Source organism: Gordonia jinghuaiqii (assembly GCF_014041935.1).
Taxonomy (GTDB): domain Bacteria; phylum Actinomycetota; class Actinomycetes; order Mycobacteriales; family Mycobacteriaceae; genus Gordonia; species Gordonia jinghuaiqii.
The window spans coordinates 1,094,880-1,121,632 of record NZ_CP059491.1 but is presented as its reverse complement, the minus strand read 5'-3'; the positions used below and the strand labels follow the sequence as shown (position 1 = coordinate 1,121,632).

The following is a 26,753-nucleotide window of genomic DNA, read 5'->3' as shown; positions in this document are numbered from 1 at the left end:
ACAAGTGCAGGACCCTTCTTCCGTGCCCAGTTGTATTACAAGTAGAGGAGTCCCACGGTGAATGACCTGGTGCGTGGAACATTCACCATCGCAGGCGCTTTGGTGATCGACGATGCACGGGTCGAACAGCTCGACGTCGACGTCACCGACGGCATGATCGTCGGACTGCGCGGACACCAACACCCCGAATCCGCCGGACGCACCAACGGGATCGACCACGTCATCGACGGCCGTGGCCGCGTTCTCGTGCCCGGATTCATCGATCTACACGCGCACAGTGCGATTCGGCTCTTCTCCGATCCCGAACTGGCACCCAAGATCGCCTCCGGGTTCACCACCGAACTCCTCTGCCCCGACGGCCTGGGCCCCGCCCCCGTCCGGGCCGACGGCATCGAGGACCGGCGCACCTACCTCGCCGGACTCGAACCCGGTGCAGCTCCGTGGAATTGGAGCGGACTCGCCTCCTACCTCGCAGCCGTGGACGTGGCGCGTCCGTCCACCAACATCGTCACCTGCGTCCCACACTCGGCAGTGCGCGAGGTCGTCATGGGTCCGGCGGCACGACGCCCGTCCCGTGCGGAGCTCGACGAGATCCAGCAACTCGTGGCCGAATGTCTCGATGCCGGAGCACGAGCGGTGTCGTTCGGCCTCATCTACGCGCCGGGCCTCTACGCGGAGTCCGATGAGCTCGTCGCCGTCGCCGAGGTCGCGGCGTCCTACGGTGTGCCCGTCGTGCCGCACATCCGCAACGAGGCCTCCAAGATCCTCGACTCGATCAGCGAATTCGTCTCCGCCGCCGAGAATACCGGTGCCCCACTGCACATCTCGCACTTGAAGCTCATCGGCAACCGTGAGCTCCTCGATCAGCTGATGGACCTGTGCACCGATGCGGCCGACAAGATCTCGCTCACCTTCGACCAGTACCCCTACGGTGCGGGCAGCACACTGTTGTCCGCCCTGCTGCCGCCGCATGTCTTCGCCGAGGGTTCCCGCGGTGTGCTGGCACGTGTCTCCGACGACGCAGAGCGCCGCCGGATGGCCGGCGAGATGCGCAACGGCCTCGACGGGTGGGAGAACATCCTCGGCTCGGTCGGCCCGGAGAACGTCCTCATCGTGCAGGCCGCGGGCGATCGCGGCGTCGAGATCGGCAAAAGCGTCGCCCAGATCGCCGACGAACAGCACTGCTCACCCGAGGACGCGGTCTTCGACCTCCTCCTCGACACCAATCTGGACGCGGCGATGATCGACCACTACGCCACCGAGGAAGTCGTGACCTCGATCTTCGGCCATCCCCTCGCCATGGTCGGGTCCGACGCCGTGTTCGCGCCGCGCCCCCACCCCCGCCTGTACGGGACCTCGGCACGGGTCCTGGGGCGCTATGCCCACCGCGATCACCTGATCTCGGTCCAGGATGCGGTGCGCCGCATGACCAGTCGGCCGGCCGACCTCCTCGGACTCACCGACCGCGGCCGCATCACCGAGGGCTTGCGTGCCGACCTCGTCCTACTCGACCTCGACGAGTTCGTCGACACCGCAACCTACGACGACCCGTGCAGCCTGAGCCCGGGCGTCGACACGGTGTTCGTGGGCGGCGTCGCCGCGTGGCGCAACGGTCGCCACACCGGTGCGCGCACCGGGCAGGTCCTCACCGCCCCCATTCCGCACTAGAACACCGCTCCGCGCCAGACCACATCCCCTTTCCCAACCAATCCGCATGAATGGAGCACCAATGACGGTCCCCGCGTACGCGATCGACGAAGCGTCGATGATCGAGTTCCTCACCCGCTACGTCGCGGCCCGCAGCTACTCCACCGAGGAGTCCGCCGCCGCGACGCTGCTGACGGCCGAGATGGAGAAGCTCGGCTTCGGCGTCGAGGTCGACGAGTGGGGAAACCTCATCGGCACCATGCACCTGGGTGAAGGCCCCACGGTCCTCATCGATTGCCACATGGACACCGTCGTGGTCACCGACGAGAGCGTGTGGGAACACCACCCGTGGGGTGAGATCGCCGACGACGGACGGTTCTACGGCCGCGGTACCGCGGATATGAAGGGCCCCACCGCCTCCGCGCTCTACGGGCTGGCCGCCCTGAAGAACGGGAGCGTCGGCACCTTGGTGCTGTCCGGCACCATCGCCGAGGAACTCGCCGAGGGCCCCGCGCTGATCAAGGTGTGTGAACGGGTCGAGCCCGACTTCGTGATCACCGCCGAGTCGACGAACCTCAGGCTCAACCACGGTCAGCGCGGCCGCGGCGAGGTCCTGGTGAGCGTGCACGGCAAGTCGAGCCACTCCGCCCACCCGACCGCGGGCATCAACGCCGCGCAGGTGATGGCAGACGTCATCACCGCACTGCGCGACATCCCGGTCCCGCATCAGGAGGAGCTCGGCGACGGCATCCTGGTCCTCACCGACATCATCTCCCGCCCCTACCCAGGCCTGTCGGTCCAGCCCGATCTGTGCCAGGCCACCTACGATCGCCGGCTCCTGGTCGGCGAGACCGAGGAGAACGTCCTCGGACCGATCCGCGAGATCGTCGGCGAGATCTGCGCCAAGCACGGCACCACCGGCACCGTGGAGATCGCATACGACGACTTCACCACCTATAACGGCACCCACGTCCGGTTCCCGAACTTCGCCCCCGCATGGCTGACCGACCCGGAGAGCGCACTCGTCACCGAGGCGCAGGCCGCACTCGCTGCGGCGGAACTGCCGTCCGAGCTCGGCACCTACAAGTTCTGCACCAACGCATCCGGTTCGGCCGGCAAGCTCGGCATCCCGTCGATCGGCTACGGTCCCGGCGAAGAGGACCAGGCCCACACGGTCGACGAGTCCATCTCCGTCGCCGACCTCGCCCGTGCCGCCGTCGGATTCGCGGCCATCGTCGACAGCATCCTCACCTCCGGGGCACGTGCATGACCGCCGCGTCACAGGTCATCGTCAACGACACCCACGACCCGACTGCGGTCGAACCGCTCGAGGGCGCGGCTGTCCGCGACTTCCACCGCGGCCTGCCCGGATACGAGCCCACTCCTCTTCTCGATCTGCCGATGATCGCCGAGAGACTCGGTGCTGCACGGGTCTCGGTGAAGGACGAGTCGAGCCGCCTCGGTCTGCCCGCCTTCAAGATCCTCGGCGCGTCCTGGGCGGTGGCCCGCGAGGTGGACCGGCGTCTCGGTGGCGCCGGCTTGCGGACCGTCGATGAGCTCCGGGAAGCAGTTGCTGCGCAAACTGTCTCGCTGTCCCGCCTGACCACGCTGGTGGCGGCCACCGACGGCAATCACGGCCGCGCCGTCGCCCGGATGGCGGCGCTGCTCGGACTCTCGGCGATCATCCTCGTGCCCCGCGACATGGTCCCGGCACGCATCGACGCCATCGCGAGCGAGGGTGCGGAGGTCATCGTGCACGACGGCGATTACGACGAGACCGTTCGTCGTGCCGCGACGATGGACTCCGACACGCACGCCGTCATCGCCGACACCGCGTGGCCGGGCTACGACGAGGTTCCGCGCTGGGTCGTCGAGGGTTATGCGACGATCGCGAACGAAGTTCTGGAACAGCTGTCAGCCCAGAACATTCCGGCTCCCACGGTCGTGGTCGTGCAGGTCGGCGTCGGGTCCTTCGCCGCCTCGATGGTCCGGTCGTTCGCACCGACCGGCGCCCGGATGATCGCGTCCGAGCCGGTCTCCGCCGACTGCCTGGCACCCAGCATCGCGGCGGGCACACCGACGCATTCGAGCGGCACGATCGATTCGATCATGGCCGGCCTCAACTGCGGCGAGATCTCGCCCATCGCCTGGCCGACCCTGCAGGCCGGAGTCCAGAGCGCCGTCACCGTCACCGACGACGGCGCCCGCGACGCGATGCGCCTGTTCGCCCGCGCCGGCGTCGAGTCCGGGGAGAGCGGCGCCGCAGGCCTCGCGGCCCTGCTGGCCCAGCCCGGACTCGTCCGCTCCGATGATCATGTCCTGCTGATCAGCACCGAGGGCATCACCGATCCGGTCGCCTATGCCGAGATCGTCGGCGCCATCCGAGCCGAGGTCTCCGCATGACCCGTCGAATCCTGTTGCGCGGTGGCCATGTCGTCGACGAACAATCGATCACCCACGTCGACGTGCTGATCATCGACGGCGCCATCGCCGAGATCGGCCAGCTCGGCGAGATCGCAGACGCCGAGATCGTCGACTGCACCGGCAAGCTCGTGCTGCCCGGCGGCGTCGACGCGCACACCCACATGGACTCGAAGTCCTTCGACCCGGCAACCTCCGACGACTTCTACACCGGCACCCGCGCCGCGGCCGTCGGCGGCACGACGACGATCATCGACTACAGCGCCCAGCTGCCCGGCCTCGACGTCTGGGACTCGGTGCAGTCGCATGCGGCGGACGCCGCCGACAAGGCCGTCATCGACTGGGGACTGCATGCCCAGATCGCGCGGTTCGACGACACCCTGCCCACTCAGCTCGGCGAGCTGGCACGGTCCGGTGTCACCAGCGTCAAGACCTTCATGGCCTACCGCGGCGCGCTGATGCTCAACGACGGCGAGCTGTTCGAGGTGCTGCGCACTGCTGGGTCGGCCGGCATGCAGGTGTGCGTCCACGCCGAGAACGGCGACGTCATCGACGTCCTGGCCCGCGATCTCGTGAACAAGGGCGTCACCGGTCCGCGTGGACACCTGCTCTCCCGCCCGCCGGAGACCGAGGCCGAAGCCGTCTCGCGCGCCATCCGGATCTCCCGCATGGCCGACGCCCCGCTCTACCTCGTTCACCTCTCCACCGAGGAGTCCGCACAGCTCGTCGCCGAGGCCCGTCGTGAGGACTGGCCGATCACCGCCGAAACGTGTACGCACTACCTCACTCTCGGCCCCGAGTTGTACGACGCCCCGGACTTCGAAGGAGCGAAAGCGGTACTCACCCCGCCACTTCGGGAGAAGCACCATCACGATGCCCTCTGGTCGGCCCTGGACACCGGCGTGCTCGGCATCGTCAGCTCCGACCATTGCCCCTACTGCTTCGACGGCCAGAAGTCGCTGGGCCGCGACGATTTCCGTCGCATCCCCAACGGCGGCCCCGGCGTCGAGCACCGGATGATCGTCACCTGGTCCGAAGGTGTCGCGTCCGGCCGGCTGACGCCGAACCAGTTCGTCAAGGTGACCGCCGCGGAACCGGCCCGACAGTTCGGCCTCTACCCCCGAAAAGGCGTTCTGGCACCGGGTTCCGACGCCGACATCGTGATCCTCGACCCCGAGGGCACCACGTCGGTCAGCGCCGAAAACCAGGTCCAGAACGTCGATTACACGCTCTGGGAGGGATGGAGCCTGACCGGACGGATCGACGCCGTCTACTCGCGCGGCGATCTCATCGCTCACGACGGTGTCCTGACCGCCGAGGGCGACCGTGCGGGCCGCGGCCGGTATCTGACCCGCGCATCCGCCGGCACCGGTCTCACAACCCCCTGAAAACCGTTCCCCGCCCCGACCACCTCAGACCCAGGACATCGACCATGACCACTTCCGACCTCGAGCTGCGGCTCGCGCGGATCGAAGCGAACACCGCGATCGACCACCGCATGTCGTCATATCTACGCTCGTGCGACATCGACAAGGACGTCGACGACATCGTCGCCCATTTCACCCCCGACGCAATCTGGGAAGGCGTGGGCCGCAACGTGTCCTTCGGCCGGGCCCAGGGCCGCGAGGCGATCGCCACGCACTTCGCGACCGTCTTCACCCGTCAGCCGTTCACCCTGCACTACATCGCCAACACCATCATCGACGTCGATGCCGGCGCAACATCCGGCCGCGGTCGCTGGATGTGCATCGAGCCCACCGCGATCCGGAACGGGACACTGCCGGCCTGGGTCGGCCTCGACTACGACGTGACGTTCACCCTCACCGACGGCGCGTGGCTCATCAGCCATCTGCAGGTCGACACCCTCTTCGCCTCGCCCTACCACATCGGTTGGGTCGCAGACCGTTTCACCGATATGACCGCAACCGAGCCCTACCCTGGCCTCGACTCCGCACTCCTCTCCCTGCCGAACACCGAAGGAGCACAGCTGTGAGCACTTCAGCGGACACCCTGACGTTGGCCGACATCCCGGTCATCGACATCTCCGGCCTGTCGTCGCCGAACATGGCCGACCGCCTGTCCGTGGCCGCCGAGATCGACGAGGCCAATCGTCGCGTCGGCTTTCTCGTGATCACCAACCACGGCGTCGAAACATCGCTGATCGAGAAGATGCACGCCGAGTCCGAGGCCTTCTTCGCCCTGCCCGCCGAGGCGAAAGAAGCCGCCGCCGTGTCAGACCCGGACATCAGCCGTGGTTACATGCCGCCGCGGGCCCGTTCGCTGGGCGCCTCGACCACCGGCATGGGTGAGCGTGATTACGTCGAGTACTTCTCGATGGGTTCCCCGCGATTCAACGGAAGCGGACTCTTCGACCACGGCAACGTGTGGCCCGAAGGACGCGACGAGATGCGTCAGACCTGGGAGACCTACTTCGCCGCGATGGAGGATCTCGCCGACCGCCTCCTCCGGGGATTCGCGCTCGCGCTGGGAGTGGAGGAGGACTTCTTCCGCGCCTCCTGCGACGAGCACTGCTCGGTGCTGTTCGCCAACGGTTACCCACCCGTCAGCGACCAGACCGTGCCGAACGAGGTCCGCCTCGGTCAGCACACCGATTACGGCAGCGTCACCATCCTCTACCGCGACGAGCGCCCCAGTGGACTGCAGGTGCTGCAGAACGGTGAGTGGCTCTTCGTGCCGGACATCCCGGGCTCCTACGTCGTCAACATCGGCGACCTCATGGCGCGGTGGACCAACGACCGCTGGGTCTCTACCCAACACCGCGTCGCCAACCCGCCCGTCCTCCACCTGGGCAACCGCCGACTGTCGATCCCGTTCTTCCACCAGCCCAACGTCGACGCCGTGATCGAGGCGGTTCCCACCACCGTGGGACCGGAGGGTCCGAAGTACCCGCCGATCACCTCGGGTGACAACTACCTCGAGAAGACCCGAAAATCCACCTCTGCCTACTGAATCGACGAGAACCATGACCCGACGTGTCCTTGTCATCAATCCCAACTCCAGCGAGTCGATGACCGAGATGATCGCGACCTCCGCCCGTAACGCTTCGCCCGGCAGTCACATCGAGGTCCTGCGAATGACCGCGTCGCCGGAGGGCATCAACACCCGTGCCGACGAAGAGGTCGCCGTCGGGGCCATGCTCGACCACGAGGTGACCGGTCGGCTCGACGACTTCGACGCGATCGTCGTCGCATGTTTCGGCGATCCGGGTGTCCCCGAACTCCAGGCGCGCACCACTCGCCCGGTCCTCGGGATCGCCCGTAACACACTGGAATACGCTGCGGCGACGCACGGCGGATTCGCGATCGTCGCGGCGTCGAAAGATGCCGAACCGATCATGAGCGACCTCGTCGTCGCCTACGGGCTGACGGATCGATGCCGATCGGTCACCTCCGTGGGCATCGACGCCGCCGCCCTGGCCCGCGGGGGCACGCAGCACCGTCCGGCGATCACTGCCCACATCCGCGATCTCCTCACCACTCTCGACAACGGGGTCGAGAGCGTCGTACTCGGCTGCACAGCTCTCGCGCCGCTGGCGCAGGACCTGGAAACCGAGCTCGGCATTCCCATCCTCGATCCTGTGAACAGCGCGGTTCGCTCGATCGTGTCCTAACCCACGGAATCCGTTCGAAACCAACCTATTTCCACGGATTCCAACTGCCCGAAAGGACCCCCATGGCCATCATCGACCCCCCTCGGGAGGCCGTGGACCCGCCGCCCGGCGGGCCCACCCAACTCAAGAACGACGACCTCGCACCGGTCCCCACCGGAAAACGCACCTGGGGCGCGTGGAGTTACACGGCGCTGTGGCTCGGCATGGTGCACAACATCTTCGGCTTCGCCGTCATCGGCAGCCTCATGGGAACCGGCCTCACCGCGGTCCAAGCCCTCGTCTCGGTGCTCATCGCCTGCCTCATGCAGGTCTGCCTGCTGGTGGTGACCGGACGGATCGGCAGTCGCTTCGGCATCCCGTTCCCCGTCTGGGCCCGTTCGGCATTCGGCATCTGGGGCAGCAACATCCCGGCCATCCTGCGCGGCATCACCGCGGTCTTCTGGTTCGGTATCCAGAACTATCTCGGCGCGTCTGTCCTCAATGCACTGTTCAGCCAGGTCTTCGCTTGGTGGCGCGACATGAGTGGCGAGTTCATGGGTCTCAGCTCCAACATGTGGCTGTCGATCCTGATCTTCTGGTCGATCAACTTCATCGTCATCCACCACGGCATGGAGACGGTCCGCCGCTTCGAGGTCTGGGCGGGTCCGCTCGTGCTGGTGGTCATGGCCGTCCTCGTCGGGTGGGCGATCGACGCCGGCAACGGACTGGGTCCGGTGTTCGACACCTCCGACGCCACCCACGACACCGTGCCGGCCTTCGTCGCCTACGGCCTCATCCCGGCGGTGGCGACATTCATGAACTCCGGCTTCATCACGATGATCCTGAACTACCCGGACCTCGCCCGCTTCGCGAAGTCGAACAAGTCACAGACCATCGGAACCCTGATCGGCCTCCCGGTCGGCACCTTCGTCTACTACGCCATGTCCGCGATCGTCGTGTCCGGGACGCAAGCGAAGTACGGTGAGGCGCTGTGGGATCCGGGTGCCGTGCTGACGGCCATCGGAATCCCTTGGGTCACGATCGTCGGCGCGATCCTGCTGACCATCGCCACCATCTCGGTCAACATCCCGGCGAACCTCGTGTCTCCGGCCTACGATCTGGTCAACCTGTTCCCGAAGGTGTTCACCTTCAAGACCGCTGCAGTGACAGCCATCGTCGGCGCCTTCCTGTACTGCCCGTGGTATTGGATGCGTGACGCGGCAAGCTTCTATGACCTGCTGGCCAACCTGGGCACGTTCCTCGGACCGGCCACCGGCATCATGGTCGCCGACATCGTCATCCGCCGTGGTCGCCTCGACGTCGACGAGCTGTACCAGGTACACGGACGCTATCGCTTCTTCAACGGTTTCAATCCGGTGGCCGTAGGCGTGCTGGTCGCGACCACCGCCGGCGTGCTGGCGCTGAAGCTGATCCCGTCGGTGTCCGACCTGTACCTGTACAGCTGGTTCATCTCGGTGGCTGTTGCCTTCGTCGCCTACGCCGCGATCGCGTCGTGGATCAATCGCAACACCGACGGCGTCCTGCGCCGCGGCATGGAACCCAGCGGAACCAAGGGCGAGGAACTCGCCGAAGGCGCCATCTGGTGACCTCCTCCTCGAGCCGGGGCGGGGACGGCATCGCGATCAAGGTGATCGTGCCGTTCCCGCTCCCGGCGGATGCCGTCCGCAGACGGGCACACCAGCTCTCACCGGAGATGCTCGGTGAGAACGTCACCGTCACCTACGTGCCGGTGCGCGGGGGCGGGAGCCTCGCCGACAGCGCCTATGACAACTTCCTGATCGAGTGGGGCGTCATCGAGGCCGGGCTGACCGCACAGGACGAGGGATACGACGCGGTGTGCATCGACACCGCCTCCGACTCCGGCCTGGCCGTCTTGCGCTCTCGCCTCGACATCCCGGTGGTCGGACCCGGCGAGGTCGCCATGCACGTGGCGACGATGCTGGGCCGGAAGTTCTCGATCATCAGCACCTTCGATCGCTGGGCGCACAACTGCCGGCGCAACGCCGTCACCTACGGCATGACCCACGCGCTGGCGTCGACCCGGTCCCTGTCCGACGATGCTCCCGATGTGGAACGGCTCCTCACCGACAAACCCGAGGTCATCGACGCCCTGTGCGCTCTCGCCGAACGAGCGGTCGCCGAGGACGGTGCGGACACCGTCGTGCTCGCGAGCACGACGATGCATCAGGCCGTCCCCGTCCTGCGTGAGCGGTTGACCGTGCCGGTCGTCGATCCGGGTCCGTGGTCGGTGCGACTGGCCGTCGACATGGTGTCGCTCGGGGTGACCCACAGCCGTCGCGCCTTCCCTGCACCCGGGGTGCTCGACGACGCGATGATCAGACTGCTGCCCGGCAACCCCGTCGGGGCCGAGGGGTCGGCCGCCATCTCCGGAACGAGCCAGCGCCGGAGATACGACGACAAGACCGGCGTCACCGACTAGCCGGGACCCCTCAGGACTCCAGCGTGACCGTGGGAGGAGACGCCCCACCGACGCCACCGGTCGGCAAACCTGCAACGTCTCGACACACCCGGCCGCACCCGAAGAGACATCGTCTCGGTATCGTTTCAACAAAATGTGGCGCCCGCCACAGTGTGCAAGAATCAGGCCACCCGTCGACCCAGGAGACGCCGCGATGTCCACCGCATCCACCCTCGCCACGCGAGCCAAGCACGCCGTCCAGAACCGGGTGGCCAAGCGCTATCACCTCCGCGGCGAGATCGACCACATGGATGCGGTCGCCGACCCGAGCGCCGTCGCCCGCGCACTGGCCACCCGGGAGTTCCCCTGGGGTATCACGCAGGCGCTGAGTTTCGCACTCTTCCGCACCTACGCGGTGCCGTCGGTCGGTGACCTGCTGTACAGGACGAGCCAGTTCACCGAATCGACGCAGAAGCGCTACGACGACACCGTCCTCCTGCTCGACGCCCCACTCGAGCACGGCGTCGACAGCCCGGCCGGGCGCGCGGGCATCCGGCGCATCAACCAGATGCACGGCATGTACGACATCCCCAACAGCGACTTCCTCTACGTGCTGGCCACATTCGTGGTCTGCCCGGTCGAATGGGTCAACGCCTACGAGTGGCGCAAGCTCACCAATCACGAGATCCTGGGCCTCACCAACTACTACCGCCGGCTGGGTCAACTCATGGGCCTCAAGGACATCCCGGAGACCTACGACGAGTTCAAGCAGTTCTACGAGGACTACGAGACGGCCAACTTCGCCTTCAGCCCCGACGCCCTCGCGGTCGCCGATTCCACCCTGGATCTACTGGGCACCTTCATGCCCTACAAGCTGTTGCCCCGGCCCGTGGTGCGACGGATGTCGTTCGCGCTCATGGACGATCGGCTACTCAACGCCTTCCGGTACCCCAAGCCGACCGCGGTCGAACGCATCCTGGTGCGCGGTGGCCTCAAGGCCCGCGGACTCGCGATCCGGCTATTCTTCCCCCCGCGGACCGAACCGCTCTTCGGCCGCCAGACCAAGCAGATCCGCAGCTACCCCAACGGTTTCCGGCTCGACGAGCTCGGCACCTTCGGCCCGGGCTGCCCGGCTCCGAAGAGCGAAAAACCCAGCACTGCACCACAATCCACCGGCTGCCCGGTGCCGCATGACCTCCTCGCCGAGGAAGTACAGCAGGCCGCTGGTTCCTGACCCTTCGAGGCTCGCTTCGCTCGCACCTCAGGGAACAAAAGGCAGCTTTCGCTCGCACCTCAGGGAGCGAGTTGATGTCGCCGCGACCCCGCCCCTACCGGCCGCAGACCACGGCAAAGTCGAACGGTTCCACCGCACCCTCGCTGACGGGTGGGCCTACGCCCGCCACTATCACTCTGAGGCTGAACGCCGAAACGAACTACCCGGCTGGTTGCACTTCTACAATCACCACCGAGCCCACTCCGCCATCGGAGGCCAGCCCCCGATCACCAGGCTGACCAACCTCCCTGGACATCACACCTAACGACCGAGAACTTCGTCCACCTCAGGGACATCCAAGGGCAATATGCCCTCGGATGGCGCTCACGGGGACGGAATTTTCGTCGGCTCGGGCCGCTGCCGCCCACCCGACGCGACTTCTGCGTGGCTCTTCGTTCGCACCTCAGGGAGCAGCCGGCGACGAGGCCGGAATCAGGCCCGCGCGGAATGGATGGCCGCGACCCCTCCGGTCATGTTCTGCCAGCGCACGTGCTCGAAGCCCGCCTCGCGGATCAGGTCGCCGAGCGCGAACTGGTCGGGCCACGCCCGGATCGACTCGGCCAGATAGACATACGCCGCCGGGCTGCTCGACACCTTGGTCGCGACCGCGGGCAGCGCCTTCATCAGGTACTCCATGTACACGGTGCGGAACGGCTTGAGGGTCGGCGTCGAGAACTCGCAGATCACCAGTCGCCCACCGGGTTTGAGTACGCGTCGCAACTCGGCCAGGGCCTTGGTCACGTCGTTGACGTTGCGCAGGCCGAAGGAGATGGTCGCCGCGTCGAAGGAGTTGTCGGCGAAGGGCAACGCCAACGCGTCGGCCGCGACCTTCGGCACATCACGGTGCGCGCCTGCCTTGAGCATGCCGAGCGAGAAGTCGGCGGCGACACAGTGCGCACCGGAGGAGGCGAGCTCGACTGTGGAGACGGCGGTGCCTGCGGCCAGGTCGAGGACGATGTCGCCGGGCCGCAGTTCGAGGGCCTTGCGGGTCTTCTTGCGCCACCCGCGATCCTGCCCGAACGACAGCACCGTGTTGGTGAGGTCGTAGCGACGGGCCACGCCGTCGAACATGGCCGCAACCTCGGCCGGATCCTTGTCCAGACTCGCTCGTTCCGCCAGACTCGCTCGTTCCGATGGTGTCGCGCCCGTCGATGCCATGCCGCTCACGCTACCGCGCACCGCGGCCGGAACGCTCAGGCAGGTCGGCCCACCCCGGTCGCGACATCCGCGCCGGTCACCGAGGTGTAGTGCCCCACCAGCTCCGCGCAGACCGACGACCACGTCCGTGACCGCACCGCCGCGACAGCGGCCCGGCCGAATGCGGCGCGCACGGACTCGTCCAGCAGGGATTCGACGATCCCGGGCAGCTTCTCGGCGAAACCGGACACCTCGAGCAGATAGCCGGTCCGGAACGGCGACACCAGGTCACGCGGTCCGCCCGCATCGGGTCCGACGACCGGCAGTCCGCTTGCCATCGCCTCCTGGATCGTCTGGCAGAAGGTCTCGTGCTCGCCCGCGTGCACGAACACGTCGAAGCTCGCGTAGGCACGTGCCAGTGCCTCGCCGCGCAGTTCGCCGGTGAACACCGCACCGTGCAGCAGTCGTTCGAGCCGTGGCCGCTCCGGACCGTCCCCGACGATGACCACACGAACCCGCGGGTCGCCCATCAGCCCGGACAGCCGTTCGACGTGTTTCTCCGGTGCCAGCCGTCCGACGAACCCGACCACGAGCCGGTCGCGCGGCGCGCCGGGGTCGAGTTCGCCGGCGTCGGCCAGCCAGCGCGCGCGCATCGCGTCGTCCCGCTTGTCCGGCGAGAACAGCCCGACGTCGACGCCGCGTCCCCACCGCCGCAGCCGCGGCACGCCATGCGAGGCCAGGACCTCCATCGCGGCCGTCGACGGCGCGAGGGTGAGGTCGCACATCTCGTGCAGCCTGCGCGTGTACCGCCACGCCATCTTCTCGACCGCGCCGAGGCGATACGCCGCGGCGAAGCCTGCGACGTCGGTCTGGAACACCGCCACCACCGGTACCCCCAGGGCGCGGCCGGCGAGTGCGCCGGCGGCGCCGACGACGAACGGTGAGGCCAGGTGCACGACGTCCGGCCCGAAGTCACGCAGCGTGCGGTACAGCACGGGTGCGGGCACGCCGACCGGCAACGACGTGACCCGCGGAACCTTGACCGCGGGCAACAGGTGCACCGGCGTGCGCCGCCCGACCTGCCGCCGTTCGACCTGGCCCCGCCCGAGTTGCCCCCGCCCGCCGGGCGCACCCCGCGGCGTGTCGGGTGCGATCACGACGGCCGTGTGACCGGTGGACTCCAGGTGGTCGACGACCCGCAGGACGGAGTTGACCACCCCGTTCATCTGGGGCAGGAAGCTCTCGGCGACGATCGCGACGCGCATGTCCACATGGTCGCGACGCCGCGTGACCTGCTCGCACGATCGACGTGTCGGGGCGTCGAACTCGTGGTGAATTCGTTGTGGGCCGGCCCACCCGGCGCCGATCGGCGGTACCGCGCACCGCGCTCACCGTGCACAGTGGATGCGTGCCCGCCCCCGACCTGCTCCTGCTGAGCCGCTGGCTCACGCCCGTCCCGGAGTTCCTGCGCACCCGCACCGGCGCGGGCGGACGCATCGGCTACCTGCCGACGGCGTCGTCGATCTATCCCGACCAGGCCTGGCTCGATCTGGAACGCGCGACCCTTCGCGACCAGGGCTTCGTGGTCTGCGAGCTCGACCCCGAACTCGTCTCCGCGGCGGCGTTCACACGCACACTCGGCGAGATCGACGCCGTCTTCGTCGCGGGCGGCAATGTGTTCCACCTGCTCGGCGCACTGCGTCTCGCGGGCGCCGACCGTCCGCTCGTCGACGCCGTCCGTGCCGGCCTCCCCTACATCGGTGTCAGCGCGGGGGCCGCGATCACCGGACCGGACATCGCACCACTGTCGCTGCTGGACAACCCGGGAGAGGCCGCACCGCTGGCCTCGACGCTGGGGCTGGGTCTGGTCGACGTCATCGTCGTACCGCATGCGGAGGGCACGGTCGGCGGACGAGGTCCGGTGGACGCGACCCGGGAGCGGTTCGCGGCCGAGCACCCGCTGCACTTCCTGCGCGACGACGAGGCGCTGGTGGTCTCGGGCGAGACCCGCACGGTCATCTCGGGCTGACGGTCTCGTCCCGGCTGGTGTCCTCGGCCTTGGTGTCCACGGCCTTGGTGTCCTCGGCCTTGGTGTCCACGGCCTTGATGTCCACGTCCCCGGAAGTCTCCTCGTCGGCCCCGGCGGTTCCGTCCCGGCGGGTCCACCGCCTGCTGGCCTCGGCGACCCCGACCATCAGCAGCCCGATCACCACCCACGCCCCGACCATCACCGACAGCGCCGGGATGATCGACAGCACGGCGGTCCGGCCGGTCGGTCGCGCGAGGTCGGGGTTGTACACCGCGTAGTCGACGCTGATCCGCTGTCCCTCGCTGAGCTCGGTGGGGTACAGCAGACCGAACTTGGGACTGTGGAACGACCCGTCGGGCGTCTGGAAGTTCACCGCGGCGTGGAGACTGTCGACAGAGACGACCTCGGCCATCACGGTCGCCTTGCTCTCCTCGATCGAGGAATCGTTCTTGAAGCAGCCCGCGATGAGGGTCAGCGCCATGAAGGTGATCGTCACCCCGACGACGAGCAGCCCGAGCTGCACGCGTCGCTGGATCACCGGATTCATGCCGTTCAGCGTAGCGGGCACGCCATCGGCGGCACCCGCCTACCGCAGGCGAGCGGCGATCGACGCGTGCACCGTCCGCAACCTCTCGCGGTCGGTCGCGACCTCTACCACCTCGATACCCCCGGCGGCCGGCTCCTCGCCCAGCACCGCGGCCAGCTCGTCGACGCCGACCCGACGATGCGGGATGTGGAAGCCGGCGCACATCGACGCGATGTCGGTGCGGTGCGGTGTGCCGAACACCCGCTCGTAGGCGCCCGCATACTGACCGGAGTTGTAGCGCGGATCGCCCTGCTCGAGCAGCCCGAAGATCCCACCGCCGTCGTCGTTGGCGACGACGATCCGCAACGACGACGGACGCGGCTCGCCGGGCCCGATGACCAGGCCGGTCGCGTCGTGCACAAAGGTCAGGTCGCCCATCAGCGCGATGGTGCGACCCGACGGGTTGTCGCGGTCCAGTGCCAGCGCGGCGCCGATGGCCGTCGAATTGGTGCCGTCGATCCCGGCGACACCGCGGTTGGACAGCACCCGCACCCCGTCGGCGACGCGTCCCGCCAGCGCGACGTCGCGGATCGGGTTGCTCGCCCCGACGACCAGCTGGTCACCGGGGGCCATCGCGTCGCTGACGGCCCGGGCCACGTGCAGTCCGGTGGTCGGTCCCGGCTCGTCGAGCTCGGCGGTCACCGCGAACGACACGCGCTCCTGTACCGCCGCGCACTCCTTGAGCCACTCCTCGCGCGGTTGTCCGACGACCTCGATGCGGGTGCCGGTGGCGTAGACGTTGCCGGAGACATCCGGCCAGCGCGGACCCGTGGTCAGGGCGTACACCCGCACCTCCGGATCGGCCAGCAGCCGTGACACCCCGCGGTGCAGCGTCGGCCGGCCACAGATGATGGCCTGCTGCGGTCGCACCGAACCGAGCGCCAGCGGATGAAGCGGGGTCACCGCGCGCGGAGCGGTCGGCTCGGCGACGGTCGGCACCCCGGCCAGTCCGGGATGCACACCGGACCCGTGACCCGACACCACGACGGTGTCCAGCGACAGGTCGATGGGCAGCGGGACGTCGAGTCTGCCGACGGGTGCCTGCGTCCACGGCAACCCGCCGGGTCGTCCGGCGAACGCCCCGAGGGCGGTCGGCGAGGCCGGGTCGGCGATGTCCTCCGGGTCGGGAACCAGCGGTTCCCGCAACGGGATGTCGAACTGCACCGGTCCGGCGTTGCCGGTGCGCGCGCCGCGGGCAGCTGCCAGCACCCGGCCCACGGCCGAACGCCACTGGCTGTTGGTGTCGAGGTCCTGTTCGGCGAGGCCGAGGCTGATCGCCGCGCGCACCTGGGTGCCGAAGATGCCGAACTGTTCGACGGTCTGGTTGGCGCCCGAGCCGAGCAGCTCGTACGGACGGTTGGCGCTGACCACCACGAGCGGCACGCGCGCATAGTTCGCCTCGAACACCGCAGGCCCCATGTTCGCGACCGCGGTGCCGCTGGTCATCACGATCGGCACCGGACGGCCCGACGACACCGCCAGGCCCAGCGCCAGATAGCCCGCCGACCTCTCGTCGATGCGCACGTGCAACCGCAACCGGCCCGCCACATCCGCGGCGTGCAGAGCGAATGCCAGCGGCGCGTTACGCGACCCGGGACACAGCACCGCCTCGTCCACCCCGCACCGGATCATCTCGTCGACGATCACCCGCGCCTGCAGTGTCGACGGATTCGGGGTCGACGGATTCGGGGTCGACGGATTCGGTCCGGAACCGTGGGCCGTTCGATTCATTCCACAAGGTTAGGGACTCGAAGTCCCGGCCCTGCGCCGGGGAGCGGCGTTACCCTCGCCACGTGGGCTTTTACGACGACCGAGTCCTGCCGCACCTGATCGAGGCCACCTGCGGGATGGCAGCGCTGACCCCGCTGCGGAAACAGGCGTGCGCACCCCTGTCCGGCCGGATGATCGAGATCGGATTCGGTTCGGGCCTCAACGTGGGCGTCTACCCGCCGGCGCTCACCGAGGTCGCCGCGGTCGAACCGTCCGACGTCGGCTGGTCGATGGCCACCGACCGCGTCGCCACCTCCACGGTGCCCATCGAGAGAGCAGGCCTCGACGGCCAGAAACTGCCGTTCGACGACGAGTCCTTCGACGCTGCCCTCACCACGTTCACGCTGTGCACCATCCTCGACGCGTCGGCCGCGCTGGCCGAACTGCGACGCGTGCTCCGTCCGGGCGGCACGCTGGCGTTCCTCGAACACGGCCGTGCGCCCGACGCGAGCGTCCGACGCTGGCAGGGCCGCCTCGAACCGATCCAGAAGCGTGTCGCCGGGGGCTGTCACCTCACGCGGGACGTGCGGGCCGAGCTCGCCGACGCCGGCTTCGCAGTCGGCGCCGTCGACGCCTTCTACCAGCCGGGAGTCCCGAAACCCTTTGGCGCACTGAGCCTGGGGACAGCGCAACCCGCCTGAGATCCGCGACCGCCGCACGGCCCTGCCCCAGCGCACGCGGGACCGGCGTCTTACTGTGTACACGATGCGTCGTTGGATCCTGCTGGCCGTTCTCACCGCCGCCGCGACGCTCGTGCTCGAGACCTTCGACGTCGACGCCGCCGCCCTGTTCGCCGGCCTCGTCATCGCCGGAGCGTTGGCCATCGCCGGGCGCGCGCCCCGGGCACCCGGCAGCTCCCAGAGCGAGGACACCGACGACCCGCCGATCGTCCCGCGCTGGGCGTTCGTGGCCTCGCAGGGCGTGCTGGGCGTGTACATCGGGACGATGGCCGACCCGCAGACCGTGAGCGGACTGGGGACATCGTGGTTCCCGGTGCTCGTGATCGGTGTGGCCACCCTGGCCATCTCCGTCGCATGCGGGGCGCTGCTCGGTTTGCACCGCGACGTCGACCCGCTGACCGGGTCGCTCGCGCTGGTCGCCGGCGGCGCGTCCGGGCTCGTCGCGCTCACCCGCGAGTTCGGCGGCGACGAGCGGATCGTCGCGGTCGTGCAGTACCTGCGCGTCGCGCTGGTCACCATCACCATCCCGCTGGTCGCCACCCTCGTGTTCGGCGAGCAGGGCGGTGCGGTCGGGGACGGACCGGCGTCGTGGACCGACCAGGCCTGGGGCCTGCTGCTGCTGGCGACATGTCTCGGCGTCGGCATACCTCTGGGCCGGTTCCTGCACCTGCCCGCGGCGGGTCTGCTCGGCCCGCTCGCCCTGGCCACGGTCGCCGAGCTCACCGGCGTCGCCGGCGACGCCGAGGTGTCGGCCGCACTCCTCACCGTCGCCTATGCGGTCATCGGCTGGCAGGCCGGACTCGGGTTCACGATGGAGCGGTTGCGTGCGATCGGCCGCATCCTTCCCTACGCACTGGTCCTCATCCTCGCCATCGGGGCCGGCTGCGCGCTGCTGGGCGTCGCGCTCTCCGTGTGGACCGGCGAGTCGATGTTCGACTGCTACCTCGCGACCACCCCGGGCGGCATCTACGCGGTCCTCGCCGCGGCCACGGGCGCCGGCGGCAACGTCGCCTTCGTCGTCGCCGCCCAGATACTGCGAGTGCTGCTCATGCTGTTCGTCGCACCCTTCGCGGCCCGGTTCGCCGCCCGGCGCGCCTGATCGGCAACGGCGGTGACCGACTCGGCGGGTACCTGTGACCGGCGTCCCACGTAAGGTCGGGAAGATGAGCGGGGAATCGACCACCGAGACCACATCCACCTCCCACGGCCGCGAGTTCGACGTCGTCGTCTACGGCGCCAGCGGCTTCGTCGGCGCACTCACCGCGCGGTACCTGGCCGATCACGCACCCATCGGCACCAAGATCGCGCTGGCGGGGCGCAACGAGGCCAAGCTGAGGCAGACCCGCGAGGCTCTGCCGCTGCGTGCCCACGACTGGCCACTGGTCATCGCGGACGCGAACTCGCCGGCGGCGCTCGACGCGATGGTCGCGCGCACCCGGGTCGTCTGCACCACGGTCGGTCCCTACCTCAAATACGGCGAGGCACTGCTGATCGCCGCCGCCACCGCGGGCACCGATTACGTCGACCTCACCGGCGAGGTCCCCTTCGTGCGGTACTCCATCGACAAGGCCCACGACGTCGCGACGGCGTCGGGCGCCCGCATCGTGCACTCCTGCGGTTTCGACTCGGTGCCCTCCGACATCACGACCTACGCGCTGCACAGGAAGGTCGACGCCGACGCCGCCGGCGAGATGACCGACACCACGCTGGTGGTGGCGTCGATGCGCGGCGGCATCTCCGGCGGCACGATCGACTCGATGCGCGTCATCGCCGAGGAGGCCAGAAACGCCCCCGCACGACGCCTCATGCTCAATCCGCAGGCCCTGTCCAGCGGTCCCGGCGACGTCCCCCGCGTCAGTCTGTCCGACGAGCCGAGCGACCTGTCCATCATCAACGCGAAGAAGGTCGACCCGTCGCTGCGGGGCACGCTGGCCCCGTTCTTCATGGCCGCGCACAACACCCGGATCGTGCGACGCTCGAATGCGTTGCTGGACAACGCTTACGGCAAGAACTTCCACTACGCCGAGACCATGAGCGTCGGCGGCATCCCGGCGGTGTCGACCCTCGCGGCCGGCGCGGTGGCGGTCGGCACCGGCGCGTTCATGGGCGCGATGAGCTTCGGACCCACTCGACGCATCCTCGACCGGCTGCTCCCCAAGCCCGGCGACGGTCCGAGCGAAAAGGCCAGGGAGAGTGGCTACTTCGTCGTCGACACCTTCACCCGGACCACCACCGGCCGGCGCTACCGGGCCCGGATGCGGGCCCAGGGCGACCCCGGCTACAAGGCCACCGCGGTGATGCTCGCCGAATCCGCGCTCGCCCTCGCGCTCGACCGCGACCGATTGCCCGACCGCGTCGGCGTCCTGACGACCGCCGTGGCGATGGGCGACGCACTCATCGATCGCCTCCGCAACGCCGGATTCACCATCGAGGCAACCGAACTCACCGATTAGGCCCCTCGGGGCACCCCTGCCGAAAGCGTCGAAAAAAACTGGCACTCTCTTGCCGTGAGTGCTAGACGAGTGTCGGAACCGGTGCTATCTTCGTTGTCAGTACAGCGATGAACTGCTCGTCAAACGGGTGGCGAGCAGCCTTGTGACACAGGAGGTGAAGTGCTGTGCTTCGTTTCGATCCCTTTTCCGACATGGATGCCTGGACCCGAGGCATGATGACCGGTTCAGCGGCCGGAACCGCGCGTACGCCCCGATTCATGCCACTTGACCTCTACAAGGTCGCCGATCACTACATGCTCGTCGCCGATCTCCCCGGGGCAGACCCGGGCTCGATCGACGTCAGCGTCGACAACGGAGTTCTCACGTTGTCCGCACAGCGGAGCACCCCGTCCGACGAGGGTGTCCAGTGGCTGACGAGCGAACGATTCTCCGGCACCTACCGCAGGCAGCTCACGCTCGGCGACTCCATCGACAGTTCCCGCATCTCCGCCCGCTACGACAACGGCGTGCTCACCGTGACGATCCCGTTGGCCGAGAAGGCCAAGCCGCGTCGCATCGAGGTGGAGAGCTCCAGCAGGCCGCAGGCCATCGAGACCGGGACGGTCACGTAACGCCGGACCTCATCGACCAGGGGTTTTTGTTTCTCTGATCCATCGGGAGGCGCCATCGATTCACGACACAACCTGAACACAGAACACTGATCCGAGCCGGGGCGGTCGGCTCGCCGGACGGCGAGCGGGCCGCCCCTCTACTGTGTGCCGAACAGTTCCTCGAGCGGCTCGGGACGGCCGAACAGGTAGCCCTGGGCATAGTCGAACCCGAACTCCTCGAGCATCGGGACCATGTCCTCGGACTCGATGCCCTCGGCCACCATCCGCACCCCGGTCGCGGCGGCCATCTCGCCGATCGCGCGGACGACGGCGCGATCGGATGCGCTGTCCCCGAGCTGCGCGATGAGGGTCCGGTCGACCTTGAGCACATCCACGGGCAGGTCCCGCACATAGCGCAGGGCGGAGAAGCCCGCACCCAGGTCGTCGATGCAGATCGTGCATCCGAGGTCGTGAAGCGAGTCGATGGCGCGGGCGGCCGAGGAGTCGACACGGATCGCCTGATCTTCTCGGACCTCCACCCACACGCGTGACGGATCGAGGTCGTGCTCGGCGATCAGGCCACCCACATAGGCCACGATGCCGTTGTCCCACAACTGCTGACCCGAGAGATTGATCGAGACGAAGGTGTCGGGCCCGCTCGCCTGGGTGATACCACCGGCGAGATCGCGGATGGCCTCCCCGATCGCGTGCCGGCCGATCGGCGCGAGGAGCGAGATCCCTTCGGCGACAGCGAGAAACGAATCGGGCGCGAGAACGCCGGACTCGGTGTGCCACCGCAGGAGCGACTCGTAGCCGACGACGCGGCGGTCCTCCACGGCGACGATGGGTTGATAGAAGACCGAGAAGTCACGTTCCACCGACCGGGTGAGCCATCCGGCGAGATCCACTTCGGCACGGATTCTGCGCCGCATGTTCGGCCGGGCGAAGACGACCGCGACCCGCTGGTCGAGAGCCATGCACAGTGCCGCGTCGGCGTGGCGGATGAGATCATCGTCGTTCTCGGTGCCGGCCAGGTCGTCCCCGACCGCGACGCCCATGCAGACGTCGAGGAACCAGCTGCGGTCGCCGGCGCTGACCGTGTGCGCGCCCAGCTTTGTACGGGCCGCATCGATGAGGGCGTTTCGGCCGCGCGCGTCGTCGTCCCCGTCGGCGGGAGGAAGGTAGATCAGCCACTGCAGGTCCGAGCGGCGGCGGAATTCCGCACGCGGACTGATGGGCTTGAGCACCTGCTCGACGAACAGATCGGCTATCGCCACCGACTCGTCCTGTCCGTAGGCGACGGCCGCGCGGTGGTAGGGGTCGACGGACACCGCGATCACCGACGTGCCAAGCCTCAACACTTCTTCACGCGCTGCGTCCGATCCCCCCGGGCGGCGAACATCGAACGCCGCAGTCAATCCCCCGGGGGCACTGTACCCGGAACCGGCACATTTCGGTCGCAGAACAGTCGGCAAGGCTCAGCGCCGCAGTGACCGATATGACCGTTCTCACATTAGTGATGCGGCGTGGCGGTTTGCCGTAAACGCACCAATACCTGAAGTCGCCGCGACGTCTGCGTTGTTTGTTGGTTTAACCCGTCGTGACGAGCCGGGACCTGCGCGACACCCCGGAGAATCGATTAACTCGCGACGCGAACGACAACTTCTCCCTTATCCCCGATTAGTTGCGGAACACAGTTTCATTTCGGTGATGACAGCACGGCTAACGATTCCCTGGTGGGCCACAAAACTGCTGGTAAGGTACATCCATTGCCTGGGAGTAGGTTGGTTTCCAAAGCCTTCGATTTCACCTATGACAACTCAGCTGCAGAAATTCGACAGTTCGACAACCTCGCGGCTGACCCGTCGGCCGCCGACGGAAAGCGGTTCCGATACATGGGCTTGATCAGGAGGGTGCTCCGCCGTTACGACGCGCGGTCGATGGCCACGCTGATCAGCACCGGCGGAGTGCTGCCGCTCCCGGTCATCAGTCTGCTGGCGCCGGACACCCTTTATCCGGGCGGCATGCCGGTTCTGCTCATCATCTGGTCGTTCATCGCCGTCGTATTCGTCGTCACCACGATCCGGGCCCGGCTCTCCGACGTCGAATTCGCTCTCCTGGGCGGTCTCGGGATCATCGGCATCGGCGGCACCTCGATGATCCTCGCGTCCCCGCGCTCGTCGGCCCTGGTCCTGGCGATCGTGGCCGTCGTCCCCGCCATCGGCGCGATCTCCGCGACGCACAAGATGATCCTGTCCCACCTGACTCTCGCGGTGGTCTGCAGCGCGATAGTCCTGGGTTTCACCACCGGCACCGGTCCGGAGTTCCTGATCAGCTTCGGTTCGATGGCGGGACTCATCGTCGTGCCCGTGTTCCTCGTCGTCGCCCTGCGCAAGTCCATGGAGGCGGTGCTCGACCAGCAGACGCGGCTGGTCGGTATCGACCCGTTGACCGGACTGCTGAACCGCCGCGGATTCCTGATCCGCGCCTCCCAGCTGCTGTCGGCGGCCCGTTCGTCCACCGGCCGGATCGGCATCCTGCTCCTCGACGTCGACCACTTCAAGAAGATCAACGACCAGTACGGCCACCTCGCCGGCGACGGCGTGCTGCTCAGCGCATCGGCGGCGATCCGCGAACACGCCCCGGTCGGTTCCGAGGTGTGCCGCTACGGCGGCGAGGAATTCCTGATGTTCCACGTCGTGCACGACGAGGACGAACTGTGGCTCTGTGCCGAACGACTCCGCGCCGCGGTCGCGGCGGCGGCCCCGGTCACCGTGAGCGTCGGCGGTGTCTGCGCGCCGCTGCTCGCCGCCAGGGACCACCCGGTGGGCACACCTCTCGACATCGCCTACTCCACCGACGACGTGATCGGCAACCTGCTCGGCAGCGCCGACGAGTGCGTGTACCAAGCCAAAGAAAAGGGCCGCGACACCACGGTGATCACCTCGGTCGACGCCGTCATGTGGAACGACGGCGCCCCCAGTGCCCACGCGGCCGATGCCGAGCGGACGGCGTCACCACCGTCGGCAAGCCTGTACGAGGTCTTCTATCGGCGTCCGGCCGACTTCGTCGAGATCGAGACCCGCACCAGCGGCCGGTGAGTCTTCGCATCGGACTGCAGCGCGTCGGCCTCGTCGCGCATCCGGCGCCACGTCTCGGGCGAGGTGTGCTCGGTCAGGCGGGCACGGTCCCACCACATGAGCCGAGTACGGTACCGCTCGTCCGGGAACGGGGTCGGGGACACCGACTCGTCGACGCGTCCGCCGCCGGACTGCCAGCGCCGGAGCACGTGATCGGCCGCGGTCGCCATCATGTGGTCGACGCCCGCCATCTCCATGATCACCAGGCCCAGCCGCGAGAGCTGCCCGGCGACGGTGGCGGCGATCGGTGAACGTTCGTCCACCCACGCCGTCTTGACCTCGACGATGCCACCCGCGAGCCGCTCTTCGATCGCGTTGACCAGCTGGACCTGACCCGGCTGACCGGCCCACTCGACCAGCGCGTGCGACTGTGCCGCAGCGTCGAAACGGGGCTGTACCCGCAGGCCACCGACAACTTTGCCGGTCTGGTCGAGGACGGCGTAGAACAGCGCGGTGCCCACTCCGGTGACGACCTCGTCGTACTCGAGCGCGGCGGCGCATCCGTGCCGGTGGTAGGAGGCGTCGGCTCCCGAGAGGTACTCGTGCCACAGATCCGGCTCGCGGCGCGGGCTCGCGGCCACCACCGAATACGCGGTGCCGGTCTCTGGTGCGACCGATCGCAGCGTGCCGGTGCGGACCACATCGTCGGTAGTGGTGATCGTATTCATCGCAGTATTCTGCCTTCCGGAAATAGGAAATTTAGAGACGAGATCTCCCCTGACCCCGCGTGTAATGCTGCCACATTGACACATTTGTGCACTGCCTCAAGCGCACTTTCTTATGTAGATCCGGTGCATTGCCGTGTTGGCACCGCGCAATCGGGTGCGCCACCATGCTTGTATGCACACCTCGCCGGCAACTGCTGCAACCGTCTACCCGCAGGCCGAACTCCCGGCTCTGCTCACCGACGATCCGACCGTGATTGTGTCCGACATCACGCCGCAAACGTCTCGGGCGCTCGACGAGCTGCTCCCGGCGGTCGAGGCCACGCTGCGCGACGAGCCGCCCCGGTTTGTGCACTTCCCGTGGCGCAAGACCGTCGTGAAGATCCCCGGACCGCTCGCTTTCCGTCGACTCCGACTTGACCGCAACCGACACAAGATCACGTGTACCCAGCTCGAAGCCGCCGGTAACCTACGGATCGGTGTCGTCGGGCTGAGTGTAGGCCACGCGATATCTCTCACCCTCGCACTCGAAGGTCTCGCCGGCGAATTGCGCCTCGCCGATTTCGATGATCTCGAACTGACAAATATGAATCGAATTCCAGCGACGCTGATGGATATCGATTCCAACAAAGCCGTGGTCGCCTCCAGGCGGATTGCAGAAATCGATCCCTATCTGACCACCGCGGTCTTTCCGGATGGCATTACAACCGAGAACATCGATCAGTTCCTCACCGGACTCGATCTCGTTGTCGAAGAATGCGATTCGTTCGATGTCAAGGTTATGGTCCGCGAGAAGTGCCGATCTCTGGGTATCCCGGTTCTGATGGAAACGAGCGACGGCGGAACCCTCGACGTCGAGAGATTCGATCTGGAACCCCAGCGACCCCTCTTCCACGGCCTCGCCGGTGATCTCTCCGTCGAGGACCTCGTCGGCCTCAGCCGCGCACAGCTCACCCCCCTCGCGGTGAAAGTGCTGGAACCGGCCAAGGTGACCGCGGCGATGGCAGCCTCGGCCATCGAACTCGACCACACGGTCACCGCGTGGCCACAGCTTGCAGGCGATGTCCTGCTCGGCGGTGCGACGGTCGCCGCTGCGGTCCGGCGACTGGTGCAGGGCAGGCCGTTGCCCTCGGGCCGAGTGCGCTTCGACCGTGACCGCTGGCTCGACGGCCTCGAGGATCCGTTCGTCGCGGCGAGTACCTCCGGGACGACCGGCACCTCCGCGGACGACGCGGCCACCGGCACCGTCGTCGTGCCCACGCCGGAGAACGCGATCGCGGAGATGACCGACCGTGAACTCATCGTCCATGCCGCGACCCGGGCACCGTCGGCGGGCAACCAGCAACCGTGGCGGATCACCGCCGACGACGACGCGGTGACGATCACCCTCGACCCCGCCCGGACCTCGACGCTCGACGTCGGTCATCGGGCCTCGGCGGTCGCCGTGGGTGCCGCCCTGTTCAACGCGCGGGTCGCCGCAGCGAGCCGCGGTGTCCTCGACGACGTCGAGATCTCCGGCGACGAGACTTCGCTCGCCGGGAAAGTCCTGCTCAAGGGGATCGGGACCGGGACCCGCTCCCCCGAGGCCGAGGCGGAGCTCGGTGCTCTGCTCGCGCGGAGTACGCGACGCGGCAACGGCGACGCGTCGCAGCCGTCGGCCGTCGAACTCGCGAGCCTGCAGGACGTCGCCGGCACCGACACCACCCGGCTGTTGGCTCTCACCGATCGCGACGAGATCGCGCGTTACGCATCGATCATCTCCCGCTCGGACCGTGCGCGGTTCCTGACCCCCGAGCTGCACCGCGAGATGTTCCAGGAGCTGACCACCGATCCGGCCGCACCGGAAGGCATCGCCGTCGCCTCGCTCGATCTGCCCCCGGCGATGGCCGGCATGCTCGACGTACTGCGCCGGGCCGACGTGATGGCGTTGCTCGACGAGTGGGGTGGCGGCGAAGCGCTCGGCGCGGACGCCGCCAAGCGGGTCTCGTCGTCGTCGGCGATCCTGCTCCTCGCCCAGCGTGGGACGGCACCCGCCGACTACCTACGGGCCGGTCTCGTTGCCGAACAGCTCTGGGTGACCGCCGAACGGCTCGGTTACGCCGTCCACCCGATGACGCCGACGTTCCTCTACGCCCTCGACGACGAGACCGCCCGCACGCTGTCGAGCAATCGCGGCGACGAACTCGCCGGACTGCGTCGCGAGACCGGTGAGCTCTGGCCGCTCGGCGACGACGAGGCGCCGACGATCGTGCTGCGCCTGTCGCGGACGAGTGTTCCCGTGGATGTGAGCCGGCGCATCACCTTCTGAGGAG

23 protein-coding genes and 1 pseudogene are annotated in these 26,753 nt (G+C 68.0%); 18 read left to right on the top strand and 6 right to left on the bottom strand.

Annotation, left to right across the window (positions count from 1 at the left end):
* The first annotated feature begins 57 nt into the window (after positions 1–57).
* The 11 genes and pseudogenes from H1R19_RS04905 to H1R19_RS04855 all read left to right on the top strand — a co-directional run.
* The gene (locus H1R19_RS04905) at positions 58–1,668 is read left to right on the top strand and encodes an N-acyl-D-amino-acid deacylase family protein (RefSeq protein WP_219850709.1); all 1,611 of its coding nucleotides are present in this window, start codon (positions 58–60) and stop codon (positions 1,666–1,668) included.
* 61 nt (positions 1,669–1,729) lie between these two features.
* Positions 1,730–2,917, top strand: coding sequence for a YgeY family selenium metabolism-linked hydrolase (locus tag H1R19_RS04900; protein ID WP_188329681.1), 1,188 nt, complete (start codon positions 1,730–1,732; stop codon positions 2,915–2,917).
* The gene (locus H1R19_RS04895; protein ID WP_219850708.1) at positions 2,914–4,050 is read left to right on the top strand and encodes a diaminopropionate ammonia-lyase; all 1,137 of its coding nucleotides are present in this window, start codon (positions 2,914–2,916) and stop codon (positions 4,048–4,050) included. Before H1R19_RS04900 ends, H1R19_RS04895 begins: the two co-directional genes overlap by 4 nt.
* Positions 4,047–5,456: a dihydropyrimidinase gene (gene hydA / locus H1R19_RS04890; RefSeq protein ID WP_219850707.1), complete on the top strand. Its 1,410-nt coding sequence runs from the start codon at positions 4,047–4,049 to the stop codon at positions 5,454–5,456. The genes H1R19_RS04895 and hydA overlap by 4 nt, the downstream gene beginning before the upstream one ends.
* 44 nt (positions 5,457–5,500) lie before the next feature.
* Positions 5,501–6,061 (top strand): nuclear transport factor 2 family protein, encoded by a 561-nt coding sequence (locus H1R19_RS04885; protein ID WP_219850706.1) that lies wholly within the window; start codon positions 5,501–5,503, stop codon positions 6,059–6,061.
* On the top strand, positions 6,058–7,038 hold the full coding sequence (locus H1R19_RS04880) for an isopenicillin N synthase family dioxygenase (RefSeq protein WP_219850705.1): 981 nt from the start codon (positions 6,058–6,060) through the stop codon (positions 7,036–7,038). The genes H1R19_RS04885 and H1R19_RS04880 overlap by 4 nt, the downstream gene beginning before the upstream one ends.
* Before the next feature lie 13 nt (positions 7,039–7,051).
* The gene (locus H1R19_RS04875; RefSeq protein WP_219850704.1) at positions 7,052–7,699 is read left to right on the top strand and encodes an aspartate/glutamate racemase family protein; all 648 of its coding nucleotides are present in this window, start codon (positions 7,052–7,054) and stop codon (positions 7,697–7,699) included.
* A 62-nt stretch (positions 7,700–7,761) separates the two neighbouring features.
* The gene (locus H1R19_RS04870; RefSeq protein WP_188329675.1) at positions 7,762–9,285 is read left to right on the top strand and encodes a cytosine permease; all 1,524 of its coding nucleotides are present in this window, start codon (positions 7,762–7,764) and stop codon (positions 9,283–9,285) included.
* Positions 9,282–10,139 (top strand): aspartate/glutamate racemase family protein, encoded by an 858-nt coding sequence (locus tag H1R19_RS04865; RefSeq protein ID WP_219850703.1) that lies wholly within the window; start codon positions 9,282–9,284, stop codon positions 10,137–10,139. Before H1R19_RS04870 ends, H1R19_RS04865 begins: the two co-directional genes overlap by 4 nt.
* A gap of 193 nt (positions 10,140–10,332) precedes the next feature.
* Positions 10,333–11,352 carry an oxygenase MpaB family protein gene (locus tag H1R19_RS04860; protein ID WP_219850702.1) on the top strand — a complete coding sequence of 340 codons (1,020 nt, stop codon included), beginning with the start codon at positions 10,333–10,335 and terminating at the stop codon, positions 11,350–11,352.
* A gap of 83 nt (positions 11,353–11,435) precedes the next feature.
* A pseudogene (locus H1R19_RS04855) lies at positions 11,436–11,656 on the top strand (integrase core domain-containing protein); the annotation flags it as partial.
* 167 nt (positions 11,657–11,823) lie between these two features.
* On the opposite strand, the gene H1R19_RS04850 reads toward H1R19_RS04855, so the two are convergent.
* The gene (locus H1R19_RS04850) at positions 11,824–12,549 is read right to left on the bottom strand and encodes a demethylmenaquinone methyltransferase (RefSeq protein WP_219850701.1); all 726 of its coding nucleotides are present in this window, start codon (positions 12,547–12,549) and stop codon (positions 11,824–11,826) included.
* 35 nt (positions 12,550–12,584) lie between these two features.
* Positions 12,585–13,793, bottom strand: a complete 1,209-nt coding sequence (locus H1R19_RS04845; RefSeq protein WP_219850700.1) for a glycosyltransferase family 4 protein — start codon at positions 13,791–13,793, stop codon at positions 12,585–12,587.
* 143 nt (positions 13,794–13,936) lie between these two features.
* Between H1R19_RS04845 and H1R19_RS04840 the strand changes: the two genes are divergently transcribed.
* Complete coding sequence (locus tag H1R19_RS04840) at positions 13,937–14,557, top strand: Type 1 glutamine amidotransferase-like domain-containing protein (RefSeq protein ID WP_188329670.1); 621 nt, start codon at positions 13,937–13,939, stop codon at positions 14,555–14,557.
* On the opposite strand, the gene H1R19_RS04835 is transcribed toward H1R19_RS04840, so the two are convergent.
* Both H1R19_RS04835 and menD read right to left on the bottom strand, forming a co-directional pair.
* Entirely contained in the window at positions 14,544–15,104 is a 561-nt protein-coding gene (locus H1R19_RS04835) for a hypothetical protein (RefSeq protein WP_244970875.1), read from the bottom strand. The genes H1R19_RS04840 and H1R19_RS04835 overlap by 14 nt on opposite strands.
* Before the next feature lie 39 nt (positions 15,105–15,143).
* Positions 15,144–16,874: a 2-succinyl-5-enolpyruvyl-6-hydroxy-3-cyclohexene-1-carboxylic-acid synthase gene (gene menD / locus H1R19_RS04830; RefSeq protein ID WP_219850699.1), complete on the bottom strand. Its 1,731-nt coding sequence runs from the start codon at positions 16,872–16,874 to the stop codon at positions 15,144–15,146.
* A gap of 62 nt (positions 16,875–16,936) precedes the next feature.
* Here menD and H1R19_RS04825 point away from each other — a divergent pair, with 62 nt between their 5' ends.
* The 4 genes from H1R19_RS04825 to H1R19_RS04810 all read left to right on the top strand — a co-directional run bounded on the left by H1R19_RS04825 (position 16,937) and on the right by H1R19_RS04810 (position 20,657).
* Positions 16,937–17,554: a class I SAM-dependent methyltransferase gene (locus H1R19_RS04825; protein ID WP_219850698.1), complete on the top strand. Its 618-nt coding sequence runs from the start codon at positions 16,937–16,939 to the stop codon at positions 17,552–17,554.
* Between the two features lie 64 nt (positions 17,555–17,618).
* Entirely contained in the window at positions 17,619–18,692 is a 1,074-nt protein-coding gene (locus H1R19_RS04820; RefSeq protein ID WP_219850697.1) for an AbrB family transcriptional regulator, read from the top strand.
* A 64-nt stretch (positions 18,693–18,756) separates the two neighbouring features.
* Positions 18,757–20,046, top strand: a complete 1,290-nt coding sequence (locus H1R19_RS04815) for a saccharopine dehydrogenase family protein (protein ID WP_188329666.1) — start codon at positions 18,757–18,759, stop codon at positions 20,044–20,046.
* 164 nt (positions 20,047–20,210) lie between these two features.
* Entirely contained in the window at positions 20,211–20,657 is a 447-nt protein-coding gene (locus H1R19_RS04810) for an Hsp20/alpha crystallin family protein (RefSeq protein WP_188329665.1), read from the top strand.
* Between the two features lie 137 nt (positions 20,658–20,794).
* Here H1R19_RS04810 and H1R19_RS04805 read toward each other — a convergent pair whose 3' ends face one another.
* Positions 20,795–21,997, bottom strand: a complete 1,203-nt coding sequence (locus H1R19_RS04805) for an EAL domain-containing protein (RefSeq protein WP_219850696.1) — start codon at positions 21,995–21,997, stop codon at positions 20,795–20,797.
* A gap of 534 nt (positions 21,998–22,531) precedes the next feature.
* Here H1R19_RS04805 and H1R19_RS04800 point away from each other — a divergent pair.
* Positions 22,532–23,737, top strand: a complete 1,206-nt coding sequence (locus H1R19_RS04800; protein WP_219850695.1) for a GGDEF domain-containing protein — start codon at positions 22,532–22,534, stop codon at positions 23,735–23,737.
* On the opposite strand, the gene H1R19_RS04795 is transcribed toward H1R19_RS04800, so the two are convergent.
* Positions 23,683–24,444 (bottom strand): hypothetical protein, encoded by a 762-nt coding sequence (locus H1R19_RS04795; protein WP_188329662.1) that lies wholly within the window; start codon positions 24,442–24,444, stop codon positions 23,683–23,685. The two genes, H1R19_RS04800 and H1R19_RS04795, sit on opposite strands and share 55 nt — an antisense overlap.
* Before the next feature lie 172 nt (positions 24,445–24,616).
* On the opposite strand from H1R19_RS04795, the gene H1R19_RS04790 reads away from it, so the two are divergent.
* Positions 24,617–26,749: an Rv1355c family protein gene (locus H1R19_RS04790; protein ID WP_219850694.1), complete on the top strand. Its 2,133-nt coding sequence runs from the start codon at positions 24,617–24,619 to the stop codon at positions 26,747–26,749.
* Positions 26,750–26,753 lie beyond the last annotated feature (4 nt).